Raw genomic sequence first — 19700 nt, forward strand, 5'->3', positions numbered from 1 at the left:
TCAAATAACTATCAATATTTGTCCATAAAATGAAGGTAATAAATATTTCTTTTTTCTTTTTATTAATTCTTACAGGATGTAAGTCTTCCAAAGAATTATCTAATCCTGATAGCATTGTCTCTAATAATGATCTTTCATCAAACTCATTGAAAACTTGGTATCAGAAAGATTATAATACTGATACAATTCCAGGAATTTCAGCGGACAGGTGGTACAATTTAAATAAAAAGAAGCCTAAAAATAATGGAATTATTGTAGCAGTAATTGATACGCAAATCGATATAAACCATGAGGATTTACAAGGACAATTATGGATTAACACCAAAGAAATACCAAATAATGGTGTTGATGATGACCATAATGGCTATATTGATGATATAAACGGTTGGAATTTTATCGGAACAAAAAGTGGCGGATATGTCGTTTGGAACAGATATGAATATGTTCGTATTATTGAAAAATGGGGAGTATTATTTAAGGATAAAACCGAATTTCAAATAAATGCTAAAGATGTCTATAAATATAGAGAGTACCAAAGAGCCCTAAAAATACTGGAAGAAAAAACACCATATTATAAAAGATGGCTTAAATCTCTTAATTACAGAGTTGCTGTTTATCCATTAGCAAAAGATACTTTAAATTTTTTTTTTCCAAAAGAAAATTACACATACAAACAATTGGATAGTCTGTATAAAAATTATAAAGTTAATGACAAAGAATTTTGGCAGAGACGAGATGATGGTGATAAAGATTTAGGAGCTTTAATCAGCTGCATGATGATTAATTTGGATCTAAATCAAAAAAAATTAGAACAAATAAAAGATCACCAAATACAAATGGATTCAACGGTAAATAAAAACTTAAATTTAGACTATAATGAACGTTTATTAATTGGCGATAATCCCGATACCTTAGAAAAAGGTTATGGCAATAATAATGTAAGTAATAATAAAGCCGGACATAGATCACTCCAATATCATTGTACAAAAATGGCAGGAATTATTGGAGCCAATAGAGAAAATAACATTGGCATAAAAGGAATCCTCCAAAATGCTAAAATTATGCCCCTGAGCATTTCTTCACCAGGAGATGTAAATGATAAAGACATTGCCATGGCTATACGTTATGCTGTAGATAATGGGGCAAAGGTTATTAATATGTCTTTTGGAAAAGAGTTTTCTATGCATCAAGAATGGATAACAGAAGCATTTAAATACGCTGAAGAGCATAATGTCCTATTAATTCATTGTGCAGGAAATGACGGAGTAGATATAGATAAAGAGCCATTTTATCCAAATGATACTAATTTTGAAAATTTTCAGGAAGTATGTTCAAATTTCATCAATGTAGGATCGGTGACTCATAAATTGGACAGTACTTTTGTTTCTGATTTTTCCAACTATGGCAAACAAAATGTTGATTTATTTGCCCCAGGCAATCAAATATATACCACCACTGCAAACAGTGGTTATACATTTGATTCCGGTACATCTATGTCTGTACCAATGGTATCAGGAACAGCTGCTTTAATCTGGTCCTATTATCCAAATCTTACAGCTGCCCAAGTTAAACAAATTATTATGGATTCTGGAACAGCTTATAACTTAGAGGTTGTAATCCCTGGCACGAAAGATAAAAAAGTTCTTTTCTCGGAATTATCTAAATCTGGAAAAGTTCTAAATGTTTATAATGCTATGCAGCTTGCCAAAAAAATCAATAAAAATAAAAAATAGGTCTAAAATCACACTTAAAAAGTTAAAGTCAGCAATGAAGCATACCCTATTTTTCATTTTATTTCTTTTCTTATTTGTCGGATGTAAAAGCAAAAAAGATTTAAATTCTTCTATAATACATTCTCCAAAAAAGGAACTTTCTGCCAAAGAAATGCAGACATGGTACCAGAAAGATATAGTTTTAGATGGAATACCCGGTATATCACTGGACAAATGGTATGCATCGAATAAAAAGAAACCACAAAGAAAAAACATCATTGTAGCCGTAATCGATACGCAAATTGATCTACATCATGAAGATCTTCAGGGACAGTTTTGGACAAACAGCAAAGAAATTCCAAACAATGGGATCGATGATGATAAAAACGGTTATATCGACGACATAAACGGCTGGAATTTTAAAGGAACCAAAAATGGAGGCTATCTTGTTTGGGGTAATTACGATTACACACGCATAGTGCGGGAATGGGAACCAGTATTCAAAGACAAAACAGAACCTCAAATTGATTCTAAAGACTTACATAAATACAAAGAGTATAATAGGGCTTTAACAAAACTAGAAGGCGAAAATAAATATTATAAGAATTGGCTAAAATCTTTAGATCATTCCGTTGCTATTTATCCTTTGGTAAAAGATACTTTAAAATATTTTTTCCCTAAAGAAGATTATACATACAATCAATTAGATAGTTTGTATAAAAAAAACAAGATAAATGATAAAAGATACAAACAAAGACGGGATGACAATGATAAAGATCTTGGAGCATTAATCAGTTATATGATGGTCAATCTTGAAGTTGATCAAAAAACTTTAAAAGATGTAGTAGACCAACAGAGCTATCTTGATTCTGTGGTGAATAAAAATATAAATAAAAATTTCAACGATCGTCTATTAATCGGTGACAATCCAAATATTTTGGAAAAAGGTTATGGTAATAACATTTTAAATAATAAAGCAGAATATCAATCTATACAGGATCATTCGACTAAAGTCACGGGAGTTATTGCGGCCAACAGAGAAAATAATATCGGAATTAAAGGAATTGGACAAAATGTAAAGATTATGCCCTTAAGTGTTATTCCTGTAGGAGATGAACAAGACAAGGATGTTGCTATGGCCATATATTATGCTGTAGATAATGGTGCTAAAATAATTAACATGTCTTTTGGTAAAGAGTTTTCTTTGCACAAAGAATGGGTCGAAGAAGCATTTAAATATGCCGAAGAGCATAATGTTCTTCTTGTTCATTGTGCTGGCAACGATGGATTTGACATTGATAAAAACCCGTTCTATCCTAATGACAGTGATTTTGAAAATTATAAAGAGAAGAATTCTAACTTTCTTAATATAGGATCTACAACACATAGACTTGACAGTACTTTTGTTTCCGATTTTTCCAATCACGGAAAACATAATGTAGACATCTTCGCTCCAGGAGATGAAATCTATTCAACAACTACAGAAAATAGTCATTATAAATTTGATTCTGGCACTTCATTTGCCGGACCAATGGTTTCGGGAACTGCGGCTCTAATCTGGCTGTATTATCCATCTCTTACAGCTGCGCAGGTTAAACAGATTATTTTGGCTTCTGGAAGTTCATATAATCTGGAAGTTATAGTTCCAGGAACAAAGGATAAAAAAGTTCCGTTTTCAGAATTATCCAAATCAGGAAAAGTTCTAAATGTTTATAATGCAATGCAGCTTGCCGAAAAAGTTAGTAAAGAGAAAAAATGAAAGCACGTTTTAAAATTGTGTCTTTCTCACAATATGTACTGAGAACACCTTTATTTCCTATTTCGTTTTATTTGGATCTTCTCAAAAATTACAAGTGTGAAAAAGCAATTTCTGTTTACAAAAATACACTAGTCAAGGAAGCCTTAAATTTGGCATCGCCAGAATTGGTAGATGAGCTTAACAAATGGGAAAATTCTAAACCTGATTCTTTAAATCAAAAAAAATCAGCTTTAGAATTTACAGTACTCAAATACATTGCAAGAATGTCTTCAAGATGTACACCTTTTGGCCTCTTCGCTGGATGTTCGGTCGGGAAAATAGATGCTGCTGACACCAATGTAATATTAGATCTGTCTGAAAAGCACAAACGATTTACCCAATTTGACATGCAGTTCTGGGTAGCATTGCTGCAAAATATCACCAAACGGGAAAAAGCAATTCATAAATTAAAATATTTCCCCAATTCTTCTATTTATGAATTAGGTGATTTTTATAGGTATATTGAATACAAATATATAAAGACCAAACGTGAACATAGCATTACATCCTTACGAAAAACGGATACTTTAAAAGACATAATCCTCAAAACAAAATCAGGATTAACCGTAAACGAAATGATTTCTTTTTTAGCAGATGATGATTCTCAAAAAGAAGAAGCTCTTGAATTTATTATGCATCTTATAGATTTCCAGTTTTTAATAAGCGAGCTGGAAGCTGCTGTAACTGGCAATAATGAATTTGACAAGGTTTTATCATTTTTAAAAAATATTCCAGATCTGGCAACAGAATATCAATTTTTAAAGAACCTGAATAAACAAGTTTCAAATTTGGATTTCTCTCTGATTCCAACAGAAAGCCAGTACAAAGAAATCAAAGAAAACATTCTCAAAAAAGGATTTGAATATGAAGATAAATATCTTTTTCAAACTGATTTAAATACAGCTTCGATAACCAATAGCTTAAATGCCTCTATTTCAGAAAAGGTTATCAAGGGGCTTTATTTTTTAAATGGCATACAGCTTGCAAAAGAACCTCATAATCTCAAGATGTTTATTAAAGCGTTTTCTGAAAGGTATGAAACACAGCAAATGCCTCTGATGGCTATTTTAGATACAGAATGCGGATTAGGCTATCCTGTAAATCATGAAATGAATGACTCGCATGAGATCCTCGAAGCTTTTACTTTTAAACGTAAAAAGAGCAAAAGTGAGACTCAGAGTTGGACTTCATATGATTCTATTCTAGAAAAAAAACTTCAGGAATGTCACTCAAAAAAACTGAACAAAATAGAATTACAAGAAAGTGATTTTCCTTATTTTGATACTAATCTGGATCAGCTTCCCGCTACATTTTCTGCACTAATTGAGATTTACAGTGATAAAAAGCTGTCAATTGAATCTTCAGGAGATGTTAGCGCAGCAAAACTCTTAGGTAGATTTTGCAACGGAAATACTGATATTCATAAACTTACTAAAAAAATTATAAAAAAAGAACAAGAGTATCATCATGATAAAATTTTAGCTGAAATTGTTCATATTCCTCAGTCACGAACAGGAAATATTTTACGAAGACCCGTTTTAAGAAATTATGAAATTGCCTTTCTGGCGAATACTGGCACTGAAAAAGAAAATACAATTGAGTTAAATGATTTATTTGTCTCTGTGAGAAACGATAAAATTAAACTGTATTCTAAGAAACTCAATAAAGAAGTTCTGCCTTGTCTTTCAAATGCTCATAACTTTAGTAATAATTCGTTGCCTGTCTATCACTTTTTATGCGATTTACAGAGGCAAAACACGAAACCAGTATTTAGCTTTAACTGGGGAATTTTAGAGTATCATTATAATTATTTTCCGAGAGTGGAATACAAAGAAATTATACTTTCGAAAGCGAAATGGAATATTACTAAAGAAGAAATGGTTCCGTTTTTAAAATTAAGCGGTAAAGATCTATCTGAAGCATTCTCACTTTGGAGAAGCAGTAGAGATATTCCGTATCTCGTGAACTGGGTCAATTCAGACAATACACTTCTTTTAGATTTTCAAACAGAAATTGGTATTCAATTGTTTTTAAAGTCTGCTGGAAAGAGAAACAAAATTATTCTGGAAGAGTTTCTATTTACAGATGAATCTATTGTAAAAAACAATAAGCAAGAAAGATTTAGCAACCAATTTATATTATCATTTTTTAAAGAACAATTATAAATGCAAAGAAATTTCTGCTTAGGAAGTGAGTGGCTGTATTATAAAATTTATACAGGAGCAAAAACAACAGATGTTATTTTACTTGAAAAATTATATCCTGTTATCCAGCAGTTAAAACAAAGAAAAATTATTCAAAAATGGTTCTTTATCCGATACAAGGATAGCGATACACATTTTAGAGTCCGATTTTTACTGGGAAACAAAAAAGATCTATCAAAAGTTATTGATAAGGTTTATCCAATTATTAATGATCTGCTTCAGGAAAATTTAGCATGGAAAATTCAAACGGATACCTATAAAAGAGAACTGGAAAGATATGGTGAAGCCACCATGGAAGATTCTGAATTTTTATTTTGGAAGGATAGTGAAATGATGATTAAATATCTTTCTGTAAAGAAAACATTTCAGAAAAAAGAAATGGCGCTTTTATTCAGTCTTTGCTCAATCGATTCTCTTTTAAACTCATTTTCTTTATCTGCTTCAGATAAGTTTAACTTGATGTATAGTTTGCAACATTCATTTAAGGAAGAATTTGAGGCAGATAAAATATTAAAAAAAGAACTTGATAAAAAATATAGAGAATTATCTAACGATATAAAATATTATATAAAAAGAGAAAATAGAACTAATATTCCAGGCTTTTACCAATTAATTGAAGAAAAGCAAAATCAAACCATAGAGAAAATATCAGAAATAAAAAATGCAATTCAAATCGATCTTTACCACTTTTTAGCGAGTCATATTCATATGATGATTAACCGCCAATTTAGCTCCAAACAAAGAATGCATGAACTTATTATTTATGATCATCTATACAGATATTATAAAACTTTAAATTATGAAAAAAACAAATTCTTTTAAGCTAATACGGTAATACATTTTAAAATTTACTCGCTGTTTATTCTTTTTAAATCATCATGAAAATGGTTCGGGAATTGTCCTGTTAGGGCTACTAAGACAAAGCTTCAGAGAAATCTGGAGCTTTTTTGTTTTAATTGATTCGTCGAATTTATATCCGCAATACCCGAAATCGTCTTAGGATTCAATAATACTTTCGAAAACAGGCATCCACTAGCAAAAAAAAAGCAAAGCCATCCTTCAATAGAATGGCTTTTACTTTATTGATTTTGATTGCTATCACGAGCGGGACGCACGCGCTAGCGGGGGGAATTATTTGCTAAATACCGCCACCTCATCGATTTGGTCATATGAGCTTAAAGTACCTTCATATGAAGTAATTTTGTTGCCGTTTTTGATAACAAGATTGTAATGAGTATATAGCGGCGCACCTGAAAAATAATTAACTTCTACCTTATAGGTTCCTGACGGAGCTGTATTTTTGTAAAAGATGTTCTCCGGACCGTATTCTAAAGTATTGTCAAAATCGAGTTCACCACCAGTACTCGAAATATCATTGGCATAATAAATTTTGTTACCGTTAGGCTCAGTCAACCATAAATCCACGTCGGATTGCGTATCCCAAGTTAATGAAACTTGAAGGTCTCCGGTCCCAACATCCAACACTTTAAAATTAATTATGCGAGGTTGGCTCCAATATCGAGGTTGTGATAGAAAAGAGAGATCTTGTGGTGACTGAAGCGGCGGAGAGTAAACATACACCTCAGCTTCATTAGTATAGGAAGGAGCTTCATATCCTGCTCCTTTTGCAGGTAATTCGATGTTAGGGTGACCAGAGCAACTGAGTCTAATAGGTGCTGATAGTGCCGTACTTGCTTTTCTGGCATTTGCATTTACCGGATTGCCATTCGTGTCGAGGTCAATTTGATAATATTTACTTGAACCTTTAAGTTTGATAAACATGATTCTAGGAATCCTGTCCTCAGTAGTGTTCGCTCCGATAGGTATGGTAAACAAACTGTTCGAAGTGACGATTATCGTATTAGGTATACTGGCAATATTGTCTGAATGTTCACCAGCTGGAACCGGAATATCACCGCTTTTTAAAACCGCACCCGAAATTGTCATTTTTTCCATCAATGACGGGGCGTCTGTTACATAATCGTTTGCTTCTTCGATGACTGGGATATCTTCATCGCCGCCTTCACTGCTACAGCCCAAGACGCCAACGGATAGTACACACAATAAGATTGCTTTTTGTAGAGTCTTTTTCATTTTTTTTAAGAATAGATTCTGAAGTTATACTTACCTTCTCTAAAATAGAATCCTTTATTTTTAGAGAAAACACCTAATTTTATTTGATTTTTGGATTTACTACAACGGCTTATAACGCTCACTCAATACTGTAACCTACTTCTATCTTATTGGTTATATTTTTAGTGGCTTTATTGTTTTCAGTCTAAGTATTATCTATTAATCAATTATTCTTCACTTTCAAAATAATTACTTATGGAAAATCACAAAGAATTTTATCACGATAATTTTAAAAAGATTTTTCTTTAATTATTTGATCAAATGTAAAAGAAATAAAAGTCTCAGAAAATACTCCAAAAGGAGTATATTTCTTTGCTTTTATTGATTTTGATTGCGTTCACAAGAAGGACGCTATCGCTAGCGGGGATGTATTAATTATAATAAAAAACGAGACCAAGAAGTCTCGTTTTTTATTATAGCTTTTGAAATATGTCTTTATTCTTAATTACAGCCTAAAAAAAATACTCAATAACCTTACAGCATTTCTTCCGTATGAATCTCTTCTATTAAAACTCGTTTTAGGTTTTCGAAATCAGCTGTACCAACAAAAAAAGTCTTTGTCTTATCTTTTGATTTTAAAAGTATAGCATTTCCAAAATTCACATTGTATAACCATCCGTGGTTTGTAATTCTAATTCCTAAACCTGTTAACCAATTAACTTTAATCTTTTGAATACTTGCAATATCTATATCTTTTATAGGCATTTCTTTTTTAAAAAAACCAAATCCAAAATAAGCTGAAATTTTACTTTCATTCAATGTGATGGTCAGTTTGTGAAAAATGATAAAAATGATAATCAAAAATAAAGCAGGAAAGTACAGATTCGTTTTATCCGTAAAAGGATAAATTACTAGTAAAAAAGTAATTACAAAGATTATTAAAATAGAATACGAGAATTGAACATTTTTGTATCTAAGACCTGGCATAAATTAATTTCTTTCAGAAGTTACTATTTAATCTCTTTGTGTAAAGCAGTATGATTTTGATTTTCATCTATTTGTTCTCCCAATTTAATTTGTATAAAGTCTTCACCATTAATAAAATACTCTAGCCCTAAAACTAATAGCATCGCGCTTACATTATATACTTTCTGCATTATGATTGCTAAACCTAAATAACCAAAACCAAATAGCGCGAAAAAACAGTAAAAAGTCAATAAGCAAATAATACAGCAGAATTTAAGGAAATGACGTTTTGACTTTAGGATAAATATGGTAATAGTAAATAAACCAAACAATGTTAAAATGATCGATATTGTTCCCAGGTCATGCAAGGGAGTTGCAATTAAGAAAATAAATAATATGTTGGCAGCACCTATTAATTTTAAAACTTTAGCCCACTGTCTTAAAGGTATTTTTTTTGACATATTGATAAAAAAAATGCCATAACCAAACGAGTGGAATGCCATTCCAATAATTGCCCAAATCCTGCCCGGATTTTCTGAACCGTTTATCGCTTTTGCTGCAAATAAATTGCTTACGAAATTTTTTGACCAGTCAAAGCCCACAGAATTTTTGTCAAGTAATGAGCCGCCTGGATAAAGTAAGGCTGCTATTACTAGCAAAATCACGGAAATGACCAAACATATCAAAACCGAATATTTCTTAACTCTTTCCTTAATTGTTAAACTTTCCATTTGTTGACGAAATGATGTGTTGTTTGTATGTGATTAATTTGCAATGATCTCTAACTTATTTTTATGTGTGATAAAACCGGTGCTCTCCGAAATATTTCCCGGTAAAGCTACGTATTCTATGAGAAGACTTCGGAGAGCGAAGGGTCTTCTACTTTTTTTGTCAAACAACTTGTTACTATTCACAGGTTATTGTCCGGAAAATATAGTCTACGGAATAATATTGTTTTTTATCTTTTAAATAAATAAAATACAAATAAGCTTTATTCTTATTATCATTTTTTATAATAGAACTTAACTCTTTTCTAGTAACGTTTACAGTTAATCTTTTACCATTGGCAATTGGACTAGAACTGAAATAGACTTTTTTTCCATTCAGCATAATTTCAAAACCTGCAATTAAACTGTCTTTTGAGTTATCTCTAAAATCAATTCCATCAATTTTTTTATCGAATTCAAAAACATAAATAGTTTTTTGGTTCTGTGAAAATGTTTGCAAACTAAGCACGATTGTTAAAATTATAAATATGTATTTCATATGCTGAGGAAATATTTTTATAATTTACTTATTTTTTTATACAGCTTATAAACAAAGTATATTACTCCTATGAAAATGATAAAAAGAAAGACTTGCCATAAAAATAATCCAATCTCAAACTGGTTAATTATTTTATCCATAAATTTCAGTAATTATTTAATTTACAATATATTAATAGTATTATCAAAAACGCCAATATTATTTTCAATCTCAAACGGGTCAATTTTCTTACTCATAAATTTTAATTATTATTAGTTAATCTGAGATTACAACAACTGGCTCTATGCCAAGATATTCAGTTCTACCATTTTTTTTCTAACCAAATAAGATATCTTATCCCTAAAGTACATCATCAATCTATAGTTACTTAATTTTTGCTTTTTTGTTTTATTATAAAACTGCGGTTGCCTTATCGTTTTCTTTAAACAAAGGATTTCTTTAGGTTTTAAATTATATAGAATTGCAGTTTTTCTAAAAAAAACATTTCATCACTGTTTCTGTCCTTTAAATAAAACTCATTTAAATGAGTTGTCGATTCTTCAATATAGAATTTATCATATTTAAAAAAAAGTGTGTCTTTAGTTTTTTCTTGACCGTGTAAATTACCTACAAAGAAAAAAGTTAGTAAAAAATAGATGTAAGTTTTCATAAAGCAAATATTTAGTTATTGATTTGGACAAGTGACTGTTTTAGTTAAAGCGGTACCCCCCTTTGCAAGTGATTCAATAGAAGCTTTTTTATCGGCTGACAAATCAGTCCAAGCTTTAACCTTCTCATCTCTTAAACCTCCCCACGCCATTGCTTCATAAAAAGCATCACTTGGCGCAACACCATAATAATTTACATATTTGTTATAATCATCTGTTAGCACATTTTTATGAAACTCTTTTAAAGCATCTCGCATACTATTCACATACAAAGTAGCCATTGAGCTATGATAATTTTCCTCATATTTTTCAAATACTTTTTTAAAGTCTTTCGCATCAGCAGCCGTCATATCTGTAGTATATACCTTTCTATACATATCAGCATGGACATATTCGTGCAAAATTATACGTGCTCCCTCTAAACCTGCGGTTGCATCTACTCTGCTATTACTAATTTGAATATTAATAAGACTGCCTGAACCAAGATAGAATGTATCTCCATTAATTTCCAATCCTGATTCCTTTGAAATCACTTTGTCCACAGAAATAATTGCAATATCAAACTCAGATTTTCCTTCAAATTTAGCTAATAATTTTTGCACAAAAGAATTCCCGCTTTTATTTAATAATGTATTGATACATTTTGCTTTTCCCGTCAGGTTATCTATAATTTTAATTAATACCGTCGCGGGATTTTTGTTTAAAAAAGCCCCTTAGATTTTACTTTATTGTAGATAATATTATAAATTACACTGAAATGATTAATTGTACACACCACCTACAGCGCCTGTTACGACAACCCATTTTCCATTTTTCTTTTCTAAAACTAAAATCGAAGTGTTTCCAAGAATCATATCACTTGTGTTCGTTTTCTGTATAGTAAAAACAGCATATTTTTTATTATAATATATAGGATCAGAAAAGGAAAAAATAGTATAATAGTCTTGCAAACTAAATTTTTCATACTTTCCAGGATTTGGGAATTTGGAGCGTTCAAAAAAGAGAATATTTTGAAGTTTGAAATCTTTTGAAGTCCAATTATTATTACGAATCCAAAAATCTGTAATATAATTATTTTCATATTTTGCTTTCATTCTTTCCCATTTCACTTGATCGTATAATGGCTTCTGTATACCTTCATCCCGTTCATATTTATGTGACAATGGTTCAAAATAAATTTTACCCTTAAAAATGTCAATAGTAATATTATTGTTTATTTTTTCCTGAATAATCATTATTTTTTGATCTCCTAATTTTTGGGATTCAAGATAATCATTTATAGGTGCGTTGTTTTCTTTTGTTGCCGAACAGCTACAATAGAAAATGATTAAAAATAAATATTTAAAATTTTTCATAATAAAATCAATTGCAAGGTTTTCCAACTGCGCTTTGGAGCTGTCCACTACTATACCCGACAGGATTTCCTGATTGTTCGGCTGCATATCTATTATCAATTCTTAACCTCTCAGGAGTTCCTAGAGGAAATTTTTCTTCAAATACGGGAGTGCCCTTTAAACCTCCCCATGCCAAATCAGTATAAACCTGGTATGGAACAGTACCATTAGGGTCTGCATATCTATTATATTCTCGCAACGTCACCGCGATTGCATCAATATATTGATTTGCCATTTCTATATGATGCGCATCATACATGTTTGGGTATTTTTTTTCAACATAACCTTTAAAAAGAGTAGGAAAATCATTAAAGACAGCCGGATTAGGTGGAGTTGTACTTGAATAATCATCTTTTATACTCATAAAATAAGCATGTCCCAATTCATGCAGCATATTTCCCGCTCGAAATAGGTTTGTAGCACTTGTATAATCATTACTAATCTGAATTTTATAATTATACTGTGAAACACGCGTAGTCGATGCAGGCGTTCCGTCAATAGGATTTTCTGCATTAAAAGTTACAGTGTAAATTTTGGTTGTTCCCAGCTTCGTGAACATTGATGCGATATCTGCATTTGTAGCGCCTTTTAACATTTCTAAAATTTCTTTTTGACATGGCTTCAAATTATCGCTAACAATCCTGTTTTCAATCTTCTGTGCTATCGTAGTACTGGTAGTAGTTCCACCCGAGCTTGATGATCCGCCTCCAGAACCGCCATAGCCAGGAGTTGGCAATTCTTCACTTCCTCCACCATCACAATACACCAACTCGATAGGTTCAAAATGTCCGCTTTCATCCCAATAACCTAACCACACACATTCTATTACTTCTTCAGCCATTCTTGAAGTTAATGAAGGCATTATTTTATTACCATTTCTAAACTCAATTTTACTCGTAATATTAGTGGCTAATTCCTGAAGAAAAACTTTACCATCAAAATTATTTTTAATATTGTAGTAATTGAAATTTTTATCTAAAATTTTAGACTTTTCCTGATCTGTAAATATTTGAACGTAAAATAATTTATACCCTTTTTCATCGTCTTTAACAAACATTAAACGATGATTAACATTACGCAAATTTCCCTTTTTATTTGAAACACTTAAATTATCTTCAAAAGAAAATGGTATTTCTAGAACCTCCCCAATATTACCATCAGTGACAATAGCATCTTCCCATTGCAAATTTTTGACATATTTTAAAACTGTTGCACTATAATCATCTTTATGATTATTGAACCACAATTTAGCTTCAGAATACTGCGAAGTGTCATTTTGCAAAACTTGCTCATTAGAGCAATTTGTCATTAAAAATAAAAAACTTACAAGAAATAAGTTCTTACACAATTTTGCAACTTTTAACATACTAATTTATTTTTGTACGAAAATATCACTTATCACGTAAAAACAAAGAAAAAAATTACAAAAAATATTGGTTGAATTTTGAAACACTTCACTATTCCTGTTCTTTAAACGAATAAAAAGTCAGAACTATTCGTAAAGTCAAGAAGCTTCCATCAGGTTTAGAATTTCTACAAAACAAAAAAATGCGCAAATAACTTTGCACATTTTTTCATAAGAACATTGTTTCAATTTAACAGCAATCCAGTTTTCATAACTCCGATTTCAAATTTATTTTACCTTTCTGAAGTCCTTTACCAGTTACTTCCAATTGAATAGCACCTGCAGTTTTGACTGCTTTAACCAAAACCACGAGTTTTCCGCTGAAAAGTTTCATTTTGTTTTGATGAAATATTTCTAACGAAGTTGCATCACCATTACAAGCGGCTCTGTAAGTTGCTGCGCCAGTTACTTTAAATTGCAGTTCATTCACTGCTATTGGGCACGGAATTCCGTTTTTATCTACAACTGAAACCGTTACAAAAGAGATATCCTCGCCATCGGCTTTGATAACTTTTCGATCTGCTTCGAGAACAATTTTATACGGATCTCCAGCCGTTTTAACTTCACTTTCGGCAGCTATTTTTCCATTTGAATCAAATGCTACCACTTTTACTGTTCCTGGCTCATATTTAACATCCATCCACATTAAACGATAGCGGTTTTGTGGAGTAGAATTGTTTTTTTTCTGCACGCCCATACTTTTTCCGTTGACGAAAAGTTCTGCACTGTCATAATTCGTGTAAACGAAAATGGGCGTAACCTCTCCTTCTCTTCCTTTCCAGTTCCAATGTGGTAATATATGAAGCGTTTTATCCTCCTTATTCCATCTGCTTCTATAAAGATAAAAACGGTCTTTGGGAAGTCCTGCCAAATCTGAAATTCCAAAATAAGAACTTCTTGAAGGCCATTTTTCATCATAAGGTGTTGGTTCTCCTAAGTAATCAAAACCAGTCCAGACAAATTCTCCAATAACCCATGGTTTGTCATCCTGAAGCACAAAATCTTCGTCAGGAACATTCGACCAACTGCACGCTTCGAGATCATAAGATGAACTTTGAAAATCATCATATTGCTTTTCTTTTTGCTGAACAACAGGGAATTTATAAATTCCTCTTGAACTCACTGTTGAAGCTGTTTCTGAACCCAAAATAAATCCTTGTGGAAATGATTTATAAGCTTCTTCATAAAGATGCACTCTGTAATTCAGCCCAGGTACATCTAATAAAGATCCAAAACCTGAGGCCATAGTTTGTTTTACCTGATCCATTCCAACAGTTACCGGACGCGTAGGATCTTCTCTATGAAAAACATCCTGTAAAAATTTAGCTCTGGTCAAACCTTCGGCTCCATATTGATCCGGAACTTCATTTCCTGAACTCCACATTACAATACAAGGGTGATTTCGTGTGGCTCTTACTAAATTTACAATGTCTTTTTCTGCATATTCTTCAAAAAAGCGGTGGTAACCATTTTGTACTTTTGGCTTAGCCCATTCATCAAAACTTTCAGCCAGAAACATAAATCCCATTTCGTCAGCCAATTCAAGCTGTTCAAAAGAAGGCATATTATGAGAGCTTCTGATTGCATTACATCCCATGTCTTTCAAAATCGTAAGCTGTCTTCGAAGCGCCGCTTTGTTTATAGCAGCACCAAGAGGTCCAAGATCATGATGAAGACAAACGCCTTTAAATTTTGTCACTTTTCCGTTAAGGCTAAATCCTTTATTAGGTTCGTATTTGATTGATCTAATTCCGAACTTTATGCTTTGTTCGTCTTTTAATGTTCCGTCAGCTGCGTATAATTTGGTTATTGCTGTATACAAATAAGGCGTTTCCGGACTCCATAAATGAGGTTTGGCAACATTAATAGTCTGATGAAATTTTCCATCCTTTATTTCTGTGACTTTCTGTGTTGCTACAATAGTATTGTCTGCATCTTTTATTTCGGTTAACATCGACAAATTATCGCCATTAACCTCAGCTTTAAGATCAACAACAGCGGTATTTTCGGTAATGTCCGGGGTTGTAATAAACGTTCCCCATTGTACAAAGTTTTCTTCTTCTTTTACCACAATACTCACTTTTCTGTATAAACCTGCTCCGGGATACCATCTCGATGAAAACGGCATATTGGTTAATTTCACAGACAATACATTTTCTGAACCCGCAAGTAGATCATTGGTAATATCAATGGTAAAATAGCTGTATCCGTAACCCCAGTTTCCTATCTTTTTTCCATTTAAATATACCTGAGGTTCGCTCATGGCACCTTCAAAAATAAGGAGTGCTTTTTTTCCTTTTTTAAACTCGGGAATAGAAAAGGTGTTGCGATACCAGCCTGTACCAATATGTGGCAGCGCACCGGTACGACCGGTTTTTTCGGTAGGAACTTTTTCTCCGTTTTGTTCAATTGCGGAAACTTGTTTGTCCCATTCTTTATCAAATGGTCCGTAAATGGCCCAATCGTGCGGTACACTCACTTTTTCCCATTTGGAAGTATTGAATTTTACTGAAGATGCTTCTTCTTTCACTTCTTTAGAAAAACGCCAGTTATCTTTTAAAGTAACTGTAGTTGATTGTGACCTCATTTTTCCAGATGAAAAAACTAGTAGAAATAAGAATACTATTGATTTAAAAATTAATTTCATTTTCGTTTTGTTCTCTTACCATCAGAAAACTAAGCTCCTAGAGGTTAAATCCCTTAACCCTTTGGATGTATACTGCATAAAAATTTAATTAAACACATAGAAACATAGATTTTATTATTTTGAAAAAAGTAAATCAAAAAGAAACTCGTTTCTCACACATAGCTATGTGTGTTAATGCAAGTGAAACGCCTTTTTTGAGTCCAATATGCTATGTTTCTATGTGTTAAAAATAATTAAACCTAATAGGTTAACTTAGTTTTTTATGGTAAAATTTAATTGTTTATTTAATTTTTGAAAGCATCCAATGCCGGCGAAGGTTTTCCGTCAGGGAGCCAGGCGTTTAACTGATAATGGCTCCAGCTTTTTTCGCCTTGTGGTTCCCAATAAATAACGCCTAAGCCTTTTTTATCAGGTACACTTTTTACGGCTTTTATTGTAGCTTCAAGCATTTCTTTGGTGTTTTGTTCTAATGTATAATCACCACCTACTTCGACTACCATTACTTCTTTGTTATAGCGGGAGGCCATGTCTTTTAGATTATTTTCTAAATCTAAAATGGTGCTTTGGTAATCGGTTTTGATCCAGTACGGATAATATGACAAACCGATTACATCATATTTGACCTTATTTTCAGTGGCTTTATCAAAAAACCATCTGAATTTTTCGCTTTTATTTCCTTCGTCTAAATGAACAATTACTTTTATTTTTGGGTCGATGGCTTTTGTAGCTTCGTATCCTTTATCGAGTAATTGTGCCAATTGATTAAAATTGTCTGTATGTCCTTCCGGCCAAAGCATGCCGCTTGGAATTTCATTTCCAATCTGAACCCATTCCGGCGTTACTCCTGCTTTCTTCAACAGTTTTAGAACATCGTAAGTATGTTGGTACACATCGGTTAACAATTCCGAAAAAGAATGTTTTGCCCATGCTGCAGGTTTGTTTTGTTTTCCGGGATCTGCCCACGAATCGCTGTAATGAAAATCGATCATGATACGCATTCCCATTTTTTGCGCGCGAACCGCCATGACCACTGTTTCTTCAGGGCTGCAGTGTCCGCTGGCTTTATCATCATTAGGGTTTACCCAAACACGCAAACGAATGGTATTTATTCCGCGGTCTTTTAATAATTGCAGACAGTCTTTTTCAGAACCGTCTGTATCATAAAATTTATAGCCTGTTGCTTCCATTTGTGGCAGCCAGCCTACATCTGCTCCTTTTGAAAAGGAGTTTTTTTCGCTAATCATTTTTGATTTACAAGAAGTAAATCCAAATATAATTAACATCAAAAAGGATACAATTTGAAGTGATTTTTTCATGTTTTAGTCTTTACTGAAAGCTTGCATTACAGATAGGGCGTTATTATCAAAACTATATAAAGCCTGATTTTCGAAGGTAGAACCACTTGCCGATTGTGGCCCTTTAAAAGCAACCCATTCTCCTCCCCAGTACGCAAATCCTTGTCCAAATTCTGATGTTTTTACGATGTTTTTAATATCCATAACAAAAGTTCTTTGTCCTGTTGGCGTTGCCGGATAGCCGGGTACCAGCTGATCGTTTGTTCCTACAATATTATTAGTCTGATCATTGTACAACAGAGTAAAAGGATAAGCCGTTTCTGCAATCAGGACTTTTTTACTGAATTTCTTTCCTAAAGCATCAATAGTATTTTTTACTACTGTTAAATCTTTACCGTGCCAAACAGGATAATACGATAATCCGATATAGTCGTAATCAACACTTTTCATTTTGGTAAAAAACCAATCTGTAGCACCGCCATCTACACCGGCATAATGAATCATTATTTTTGTGTTTGGTGCTTTACTGCGAACTGTTGTACTTGCAGCAGTTAATAAAGCGATACATTGTTGTTCGTTACTGATTAAATTTCCTTGTGGCCATAATAATCCACTATTGATTTCATTACCAATTTGAATAATATCCGGCTTGATTTCTGTAATTATTGTCGCCGTATAATCCGAAACTGCCGTTTTTAAATCGGCAAAAGATAAATTTTTCCATTCTTCAGGAGTAGTCTGAACTCCCGGATCTGCCCAATTATCCGAATAGTGAACAGTTAGCCAGACTCTTAAACCTGCTTGTCTTGCTTTTTGAGCCAATTGTTTGACTTCGTTTAAACCAGAACGGCCGTTTACAGGATTTTTCCATAAACGAATTCGGACCGTATTACAACCTGCATTTTTTAGTGTTGTAAGCATTGGTTCGGCTTTGCCATTGCTATAAAATTTAGTTCCCAACGATTCCATTTGTGGAAGAAAAGAAACATCTGATGCCCTGATAAAAGTATCACTTGCATCTGGTGGGTTGACCGCTTCTGTGTCTGCAGCATCATTACTGGAGCATGAAAACTGAATTGCCGTTATCGCAAGTAAACCAAGAATTTTTATATATTTTTTCATGATAGGAGTTATAGTAATTGAAATTTTGAATTTAGAAGAAGCCTCAAAATAAGCTGAGGCTTCTCTTCTTTTTTTAATTCAATTTATGGAGTTGGTATAAACATATAACGTCCATCTATATCATTGAACCAGATTTCATACTTTCCAGCTTCAACAATAATATCTCCGCCATTATCACCCCAACTAACATCCCAGCTATTGTTGGCTTTGAATTTCATTTTTCCTGCTTTTAAAGTTTGAGTAACTTTCCAGATATGGGCATCAAAATCAGATTTTACTAAAGGAACTTCTGTATCCCAACCTGTATCATCGCCTGTTAATACAGATCCCGTCATGGTAATTGTTGCGTACGTTGTCATTGGTCCTGTATAAGGCTCTATTTTATAAGTAAGTTCTTCAAGATTAATTTCAAAACTATAATAACCTGAAGCTGTCGTTGGGAAAACACCCGGATCAGGATCACTTTCTGTTGCTCTGTATTGTACTTTGGCACCATTTGTTCCGTAAGCCGGAGCCCAGAAACCAATTTGCTCAATTAATTTGAAACCGTCTTTATTAAAAAATCCTGTATAATAGAACTTTGCGTTTTCTTTTGTATCTCTGTAAATTGGCATGTTATTGCTCGTTACACTCCATCCTGCAGCAGTACCAGGTCCTACTAAAAACAAATCAATTTTAGGGAATACACCTCTGTAAGGAGTCAATGCAATCGTAATTGGTGTAGAAAGTTTTGGCTCTGAAAGTGTTGTTCCAACCGTTGATTTAATTCTAACATCAATTGTTCCTTCAACATCAGGCGTAAGGCCCAATTCAAGTGCTTTTGCATTAAGCTCAGCAACTGAAATAGACGCATGTGTACTTGTAGAAGTTGTAATATCTATCGGCGCTGCAAACTCTGTATTACTGGCTGCAAACTGTACGGTATAGGTAACAATTGTTGGTGTTCCGTAACTCACTTTTTCCCAGGTAAAAGTCAGGGCAGTGTTGTTTGGTGTGTCTTTATTTAAAATAGTCGAAGAACCATTATCAGGTGTAATGATTGCAAAAGCCGCTTCCTGAGGCTCTAAGATCATCAAATCTGTTTCGTTTTCACAAGACCAAAGTCCTGTAACTAAAGCAATAGCTATAAAAATTTTATATATGTGTTTCATTTTTCGTATCGTTTGTGTTT

Annotated in this window: 15 protein-coding genes; 4 read left to right on the top strand and 11 right to left on the bottom strand. The window is 32.8% G+C overall.

Annotation, left to right across the window (positions count from 1 at the left end):
* Window positions 1-29: 29 nt before the first annotated feature.
* The 4 genes from IRZ99_RS16390 to IRZ99_RS16405 are packed head-to-tail and all read left to right on the top strand — an operon-like array spanning window position 30 to window position 6536.
* The gene (locus IRZ99_RS16390; protein ID WP_194658291.1) at window positions 30-1733 is read left to right on the top strand and encodes a S8 family peptidase; all 1704 of its coding nucleotides are present in this window, start codon (window positions 30-32) and stop codon (window positions 1731-1733) included.
* 34 nt (window positions 1734-1767) lie between these two features.
* Window positions 1768-3471, top strand: coding sequence for a S8 family serine peptidase (locus tag IRZ99_RS16395; RefSeq protein ID WP_194658292.1), 1704 nt, complete (start codon window positions 1768-1770; stop codon window positions 3469-3471).
* Window positions 3468-5675: a lantibiotic dehydratase family protein gene (locus tag IRZ99_RS16400; RefSeq protein WP_194658293.1), complete on the top strand. Its 2208-nt coding sequence runs from the start codon at window positions 3468-3470 to the stop codon at window positions 5673-5675. The genes IRZ99_RS16395 and IRZ99_RS16400 overlap by 4 nt, the downstream gene beginning before the upstream one ends.
* Window positions 5676-6536 carry a thiopeptide-type bacteriocin biosynthesis protein gene (locus tag IRZ99_RS16405; protein ID WP_194658294.1) on the top strand — a complete coding sequence of 287 codons (861 nt, stop codon included), beginning with the start codon at window positions 5676-5678 and terminating at the stop codon, window positions 6534-6536.
* A gap of 309 nt (window positions 6537-6845) precedes the next feature.
* Here the strand turns inward: IRZ99_RS16405 and IRZ99_RS16410 are convergent, their stop codons facing one another.
* The 11 genes from IRZ99_RS16410 to IRZ99_RS16460 form a co-directional block, all read right to left on the bottom strand.
* Window positions 6846-7808, bottom strand: a complete 963-nt coding sequence (locus IRZ99_RS16410; protein WP_194658295.1) for a YfaP family protein — start codon at window positions 7806-7808, stop codon at window positions 6846-6848.
* Window positions 7809-8321: 513 nt separating this feature from the next.
* Entirely contained in the window at window positions 8322-8774 is a 453-nt protein-coding gene (locus IRZ99_RS16415; protein WP_194658296.1) for a hypothetical protein, read from the bottom strand.
* 23 nt (window positions 8775-8797) lie between these two features.
* Window positions 8798-9484, bottom strand: a complete 687-nt coding sequence (locus tag IRZ99_RS16420) for a hypothetical protein (RefSeq protein ID WP_194658297.1) — start codon at window positions 9482-9484, stop codon at window positions 8798-8800.
* A gap of 175 nt (window positions 9485-9659) precedes the next feature.
* Complete coding sequence (locus IRZ99_RS16425; RefSeq protein WP_194658298.1) at window positions 9660-10019, bottom strand: hypothetical protein; 360 nt, start codon at window positions 10017-10019, stop codon at window positions 9660-9662.
* Window positions 10020-10683: 664 nt separating this feature from the next.
* The gene (locus tag IRZ99_RS16430; RefSeq protein WP_194658299.1) at window positions 10684-11268 is read right to left on the bottom strand and encodes a hypothetical protein; all 585 of its coding nucleotides are present in this window, start codon (window positions 11266-11268) and stop codon (window positions 10684-10686) included.
* Window positions 11269-11427: 159 nt separating this feature from the next.
* Window positions 11428-12021, bottom strand: a complete 594-nt coding sequence (locus IRZ99_RS16435; RefSeq protein WP_194658300.1) for a hypothetical protein — start codon at window positions 12019-12021, stop codon at window positions 11428-11430.
* Between the two features lie 7 nt (window positions 12022-12028).
* Window positions 12029-13426, bottom strand: a complete 1398-nt coding sequence (locus IRZ99_RS16440; protein ID WP_194658301.1) for a hypothetical protein — start codon at window positions 13424-13426, stop codon at window positions 12029-12031.
* Window positions 13427-13673: 247 nt separating this feature from the next.
* The gene (locus tag IRZ99_RS16445; protein WP_194658302.1) at window positions 13674-16112 is read right to left on the bottom strand and encodes a DUF4982 domain-containing protein; all 2439 of its coding nucleotides are present in this window, start codon (window positions 16110-16112) and stop codon (window positions 13674-13676) included.
* 284 nt (window positions 16113-16396) lie between these two features.
* Complete coding sequence (locus IRZ99_RS16450) at window positions 16397-17428, bottom strand: glycosyl hydrolase 53 family protein (RefSeq protein WP_228519109.1); 1032 nt, start codon at window positions 17426-17428, stop codon at window positions 16397-16399.
* 3 nt (window positions 17429-17431) lie between these two features.
* Window positions 17432-18529 carry a glycosyl hydrolase 53 family protein gene (locus tag IRZ99_RS16455; RefSeq protein WP_228519110.1) on the bottom strand — a complete coding sequence of 366 codons (1098 nt, stop codon included), beginning with the start codon at window positions 18527-18529 and terminating at the stop codon, window positions 17432-17434.
* Between the two features lie 83 nt (window positions 18530-18612).
* A complete protein-coding gene (locus IRZ99_RS16460; RefSeq protein ID WP_194658303.1) occupies window positions 18613-19680 on the bottom strand; it encodes a SusE domain-containing protein in 1068 nt (355 codons plus the stop codon).
* Window positions 19681-19700 lie beyond the last annotated feature (20 nt).

The sequence above is a fragment of the Flavobacterium sp. LC2016-12 genome (assembly GCF_015351595.1).
Classification (GTDB): domain Bacteria; phylum Bacteroidota; class Bacteroidia; order Flavobacteriales; family Flavobacteriaceae; genus Flavobacterium.

What these genes read in the sequence shown, in the direction of transcription:
- IRZ99_RS16390 (WP_194658291.1), top strand. Translation starts at nt 30, where the DNA reads ATGAAGGTAATAAATATTTCTTTTTTCTTTTTATTAATTCTTACAGGA.
- IRZ99_RS16395 (WP_194658292.1), top strand. Translation starts at nt 1,768, where the DNA reads ATGAAGCATACCCTATTTTTCATTTTATTTCTTTTCTTATTTGTCGGA.
- IRZ99_RS16400 (WP_194658293.1), top strand. Translation starts at nt 3,468, where the DNA reads ATGAAAGCACGTTTTAAAATTGTGTCTTTCTCACAATATGTACTGAGA.
- IRZ99_RS16405 (WP_194658294.1), top strand. Translation starts at nt 5,676, where the DNA reads ATGCAAAGAAATTTCTGCTTAGGAAGTGAGTGGCTGTATTATAAAATT.
- IRZ99_RS16410 (WP_194658295.1), bottom strand. Translation starts at nt 7,808, where the DNA reads ATGAAAAAGACTCTACAAAAAGCAATCTTATTGTGTGTACTATCCGTT.
- IRZ99_RS16415 (WP_194658296.1), bottom strand. Translation starts at nt 8,774, where the DNA reads ATGCCAGGTCTTAGATACAAAAATGTTCAATTCTCGTATTCTATTTTA.
- IRZ99_RS16420 (WP_194658297.1), bottom strand. Translation starts at nt 9,484, where the DNA reads ATGGAAAGTTTAACAATTAAGGAAAGAGTTAAGAAATATTCGGTTTTG.
- IRZ99_RS16425 (WP_194658298.1), bottom strand. Translation starts at nt 10,019, where the DNA reads ATGAAATACATATTTATAATTTTAACAATCGTGCTTAGTTTGCAAACA.
- IRZ99_RS16435 (WP_194658300.1), bottom strand. Translation starts at nt 12,021, where the DNA reads ATGAAAAATTTTAAATATTTATTTTTAATCATTTTCTATTGTAGCTGT.
- IRZ99_RS16440 (WP_194658301.1), bottom strand. Translation starts at nt 13,426, where the DNA reads ATGTTAAAAGTTGCAAAATTGTGTAAGAACTTATTTCTTGTAAGTTTT.
- IRZ99_RS16445 (WP_194658302.1), bottom strand. Translation starts at nt 16,112, where the DNA reads ATGAAATTAATTTTTAAATCAATAGTATTCTTATTTCTACTAGTTTTT.
- IRZ99_RS16450 (WP_228519109.1), bottom strand. Translation starts at nt 17,428, where the DNA reads ATGAAAAAATCACTTCAAATTGTATCCTTTTTGATGTTAATTATATTT.
- IRZ99_RS16455 (WP_228519110.1), bottom strand. Translation starts at nt 18,529, where the DNA reads ATGAAAAAATATATAAAAATTCTTGGTTTACTTGCGATAACGGCAATT.
- IRZ99_RS16460 (WP_194658303.1), bottom strand. Translation starts at nt 19,680, where the DNA reads ATGAAACACATATATAAAATTTTTATAGCTATTGCTTTAGTTACAGGA.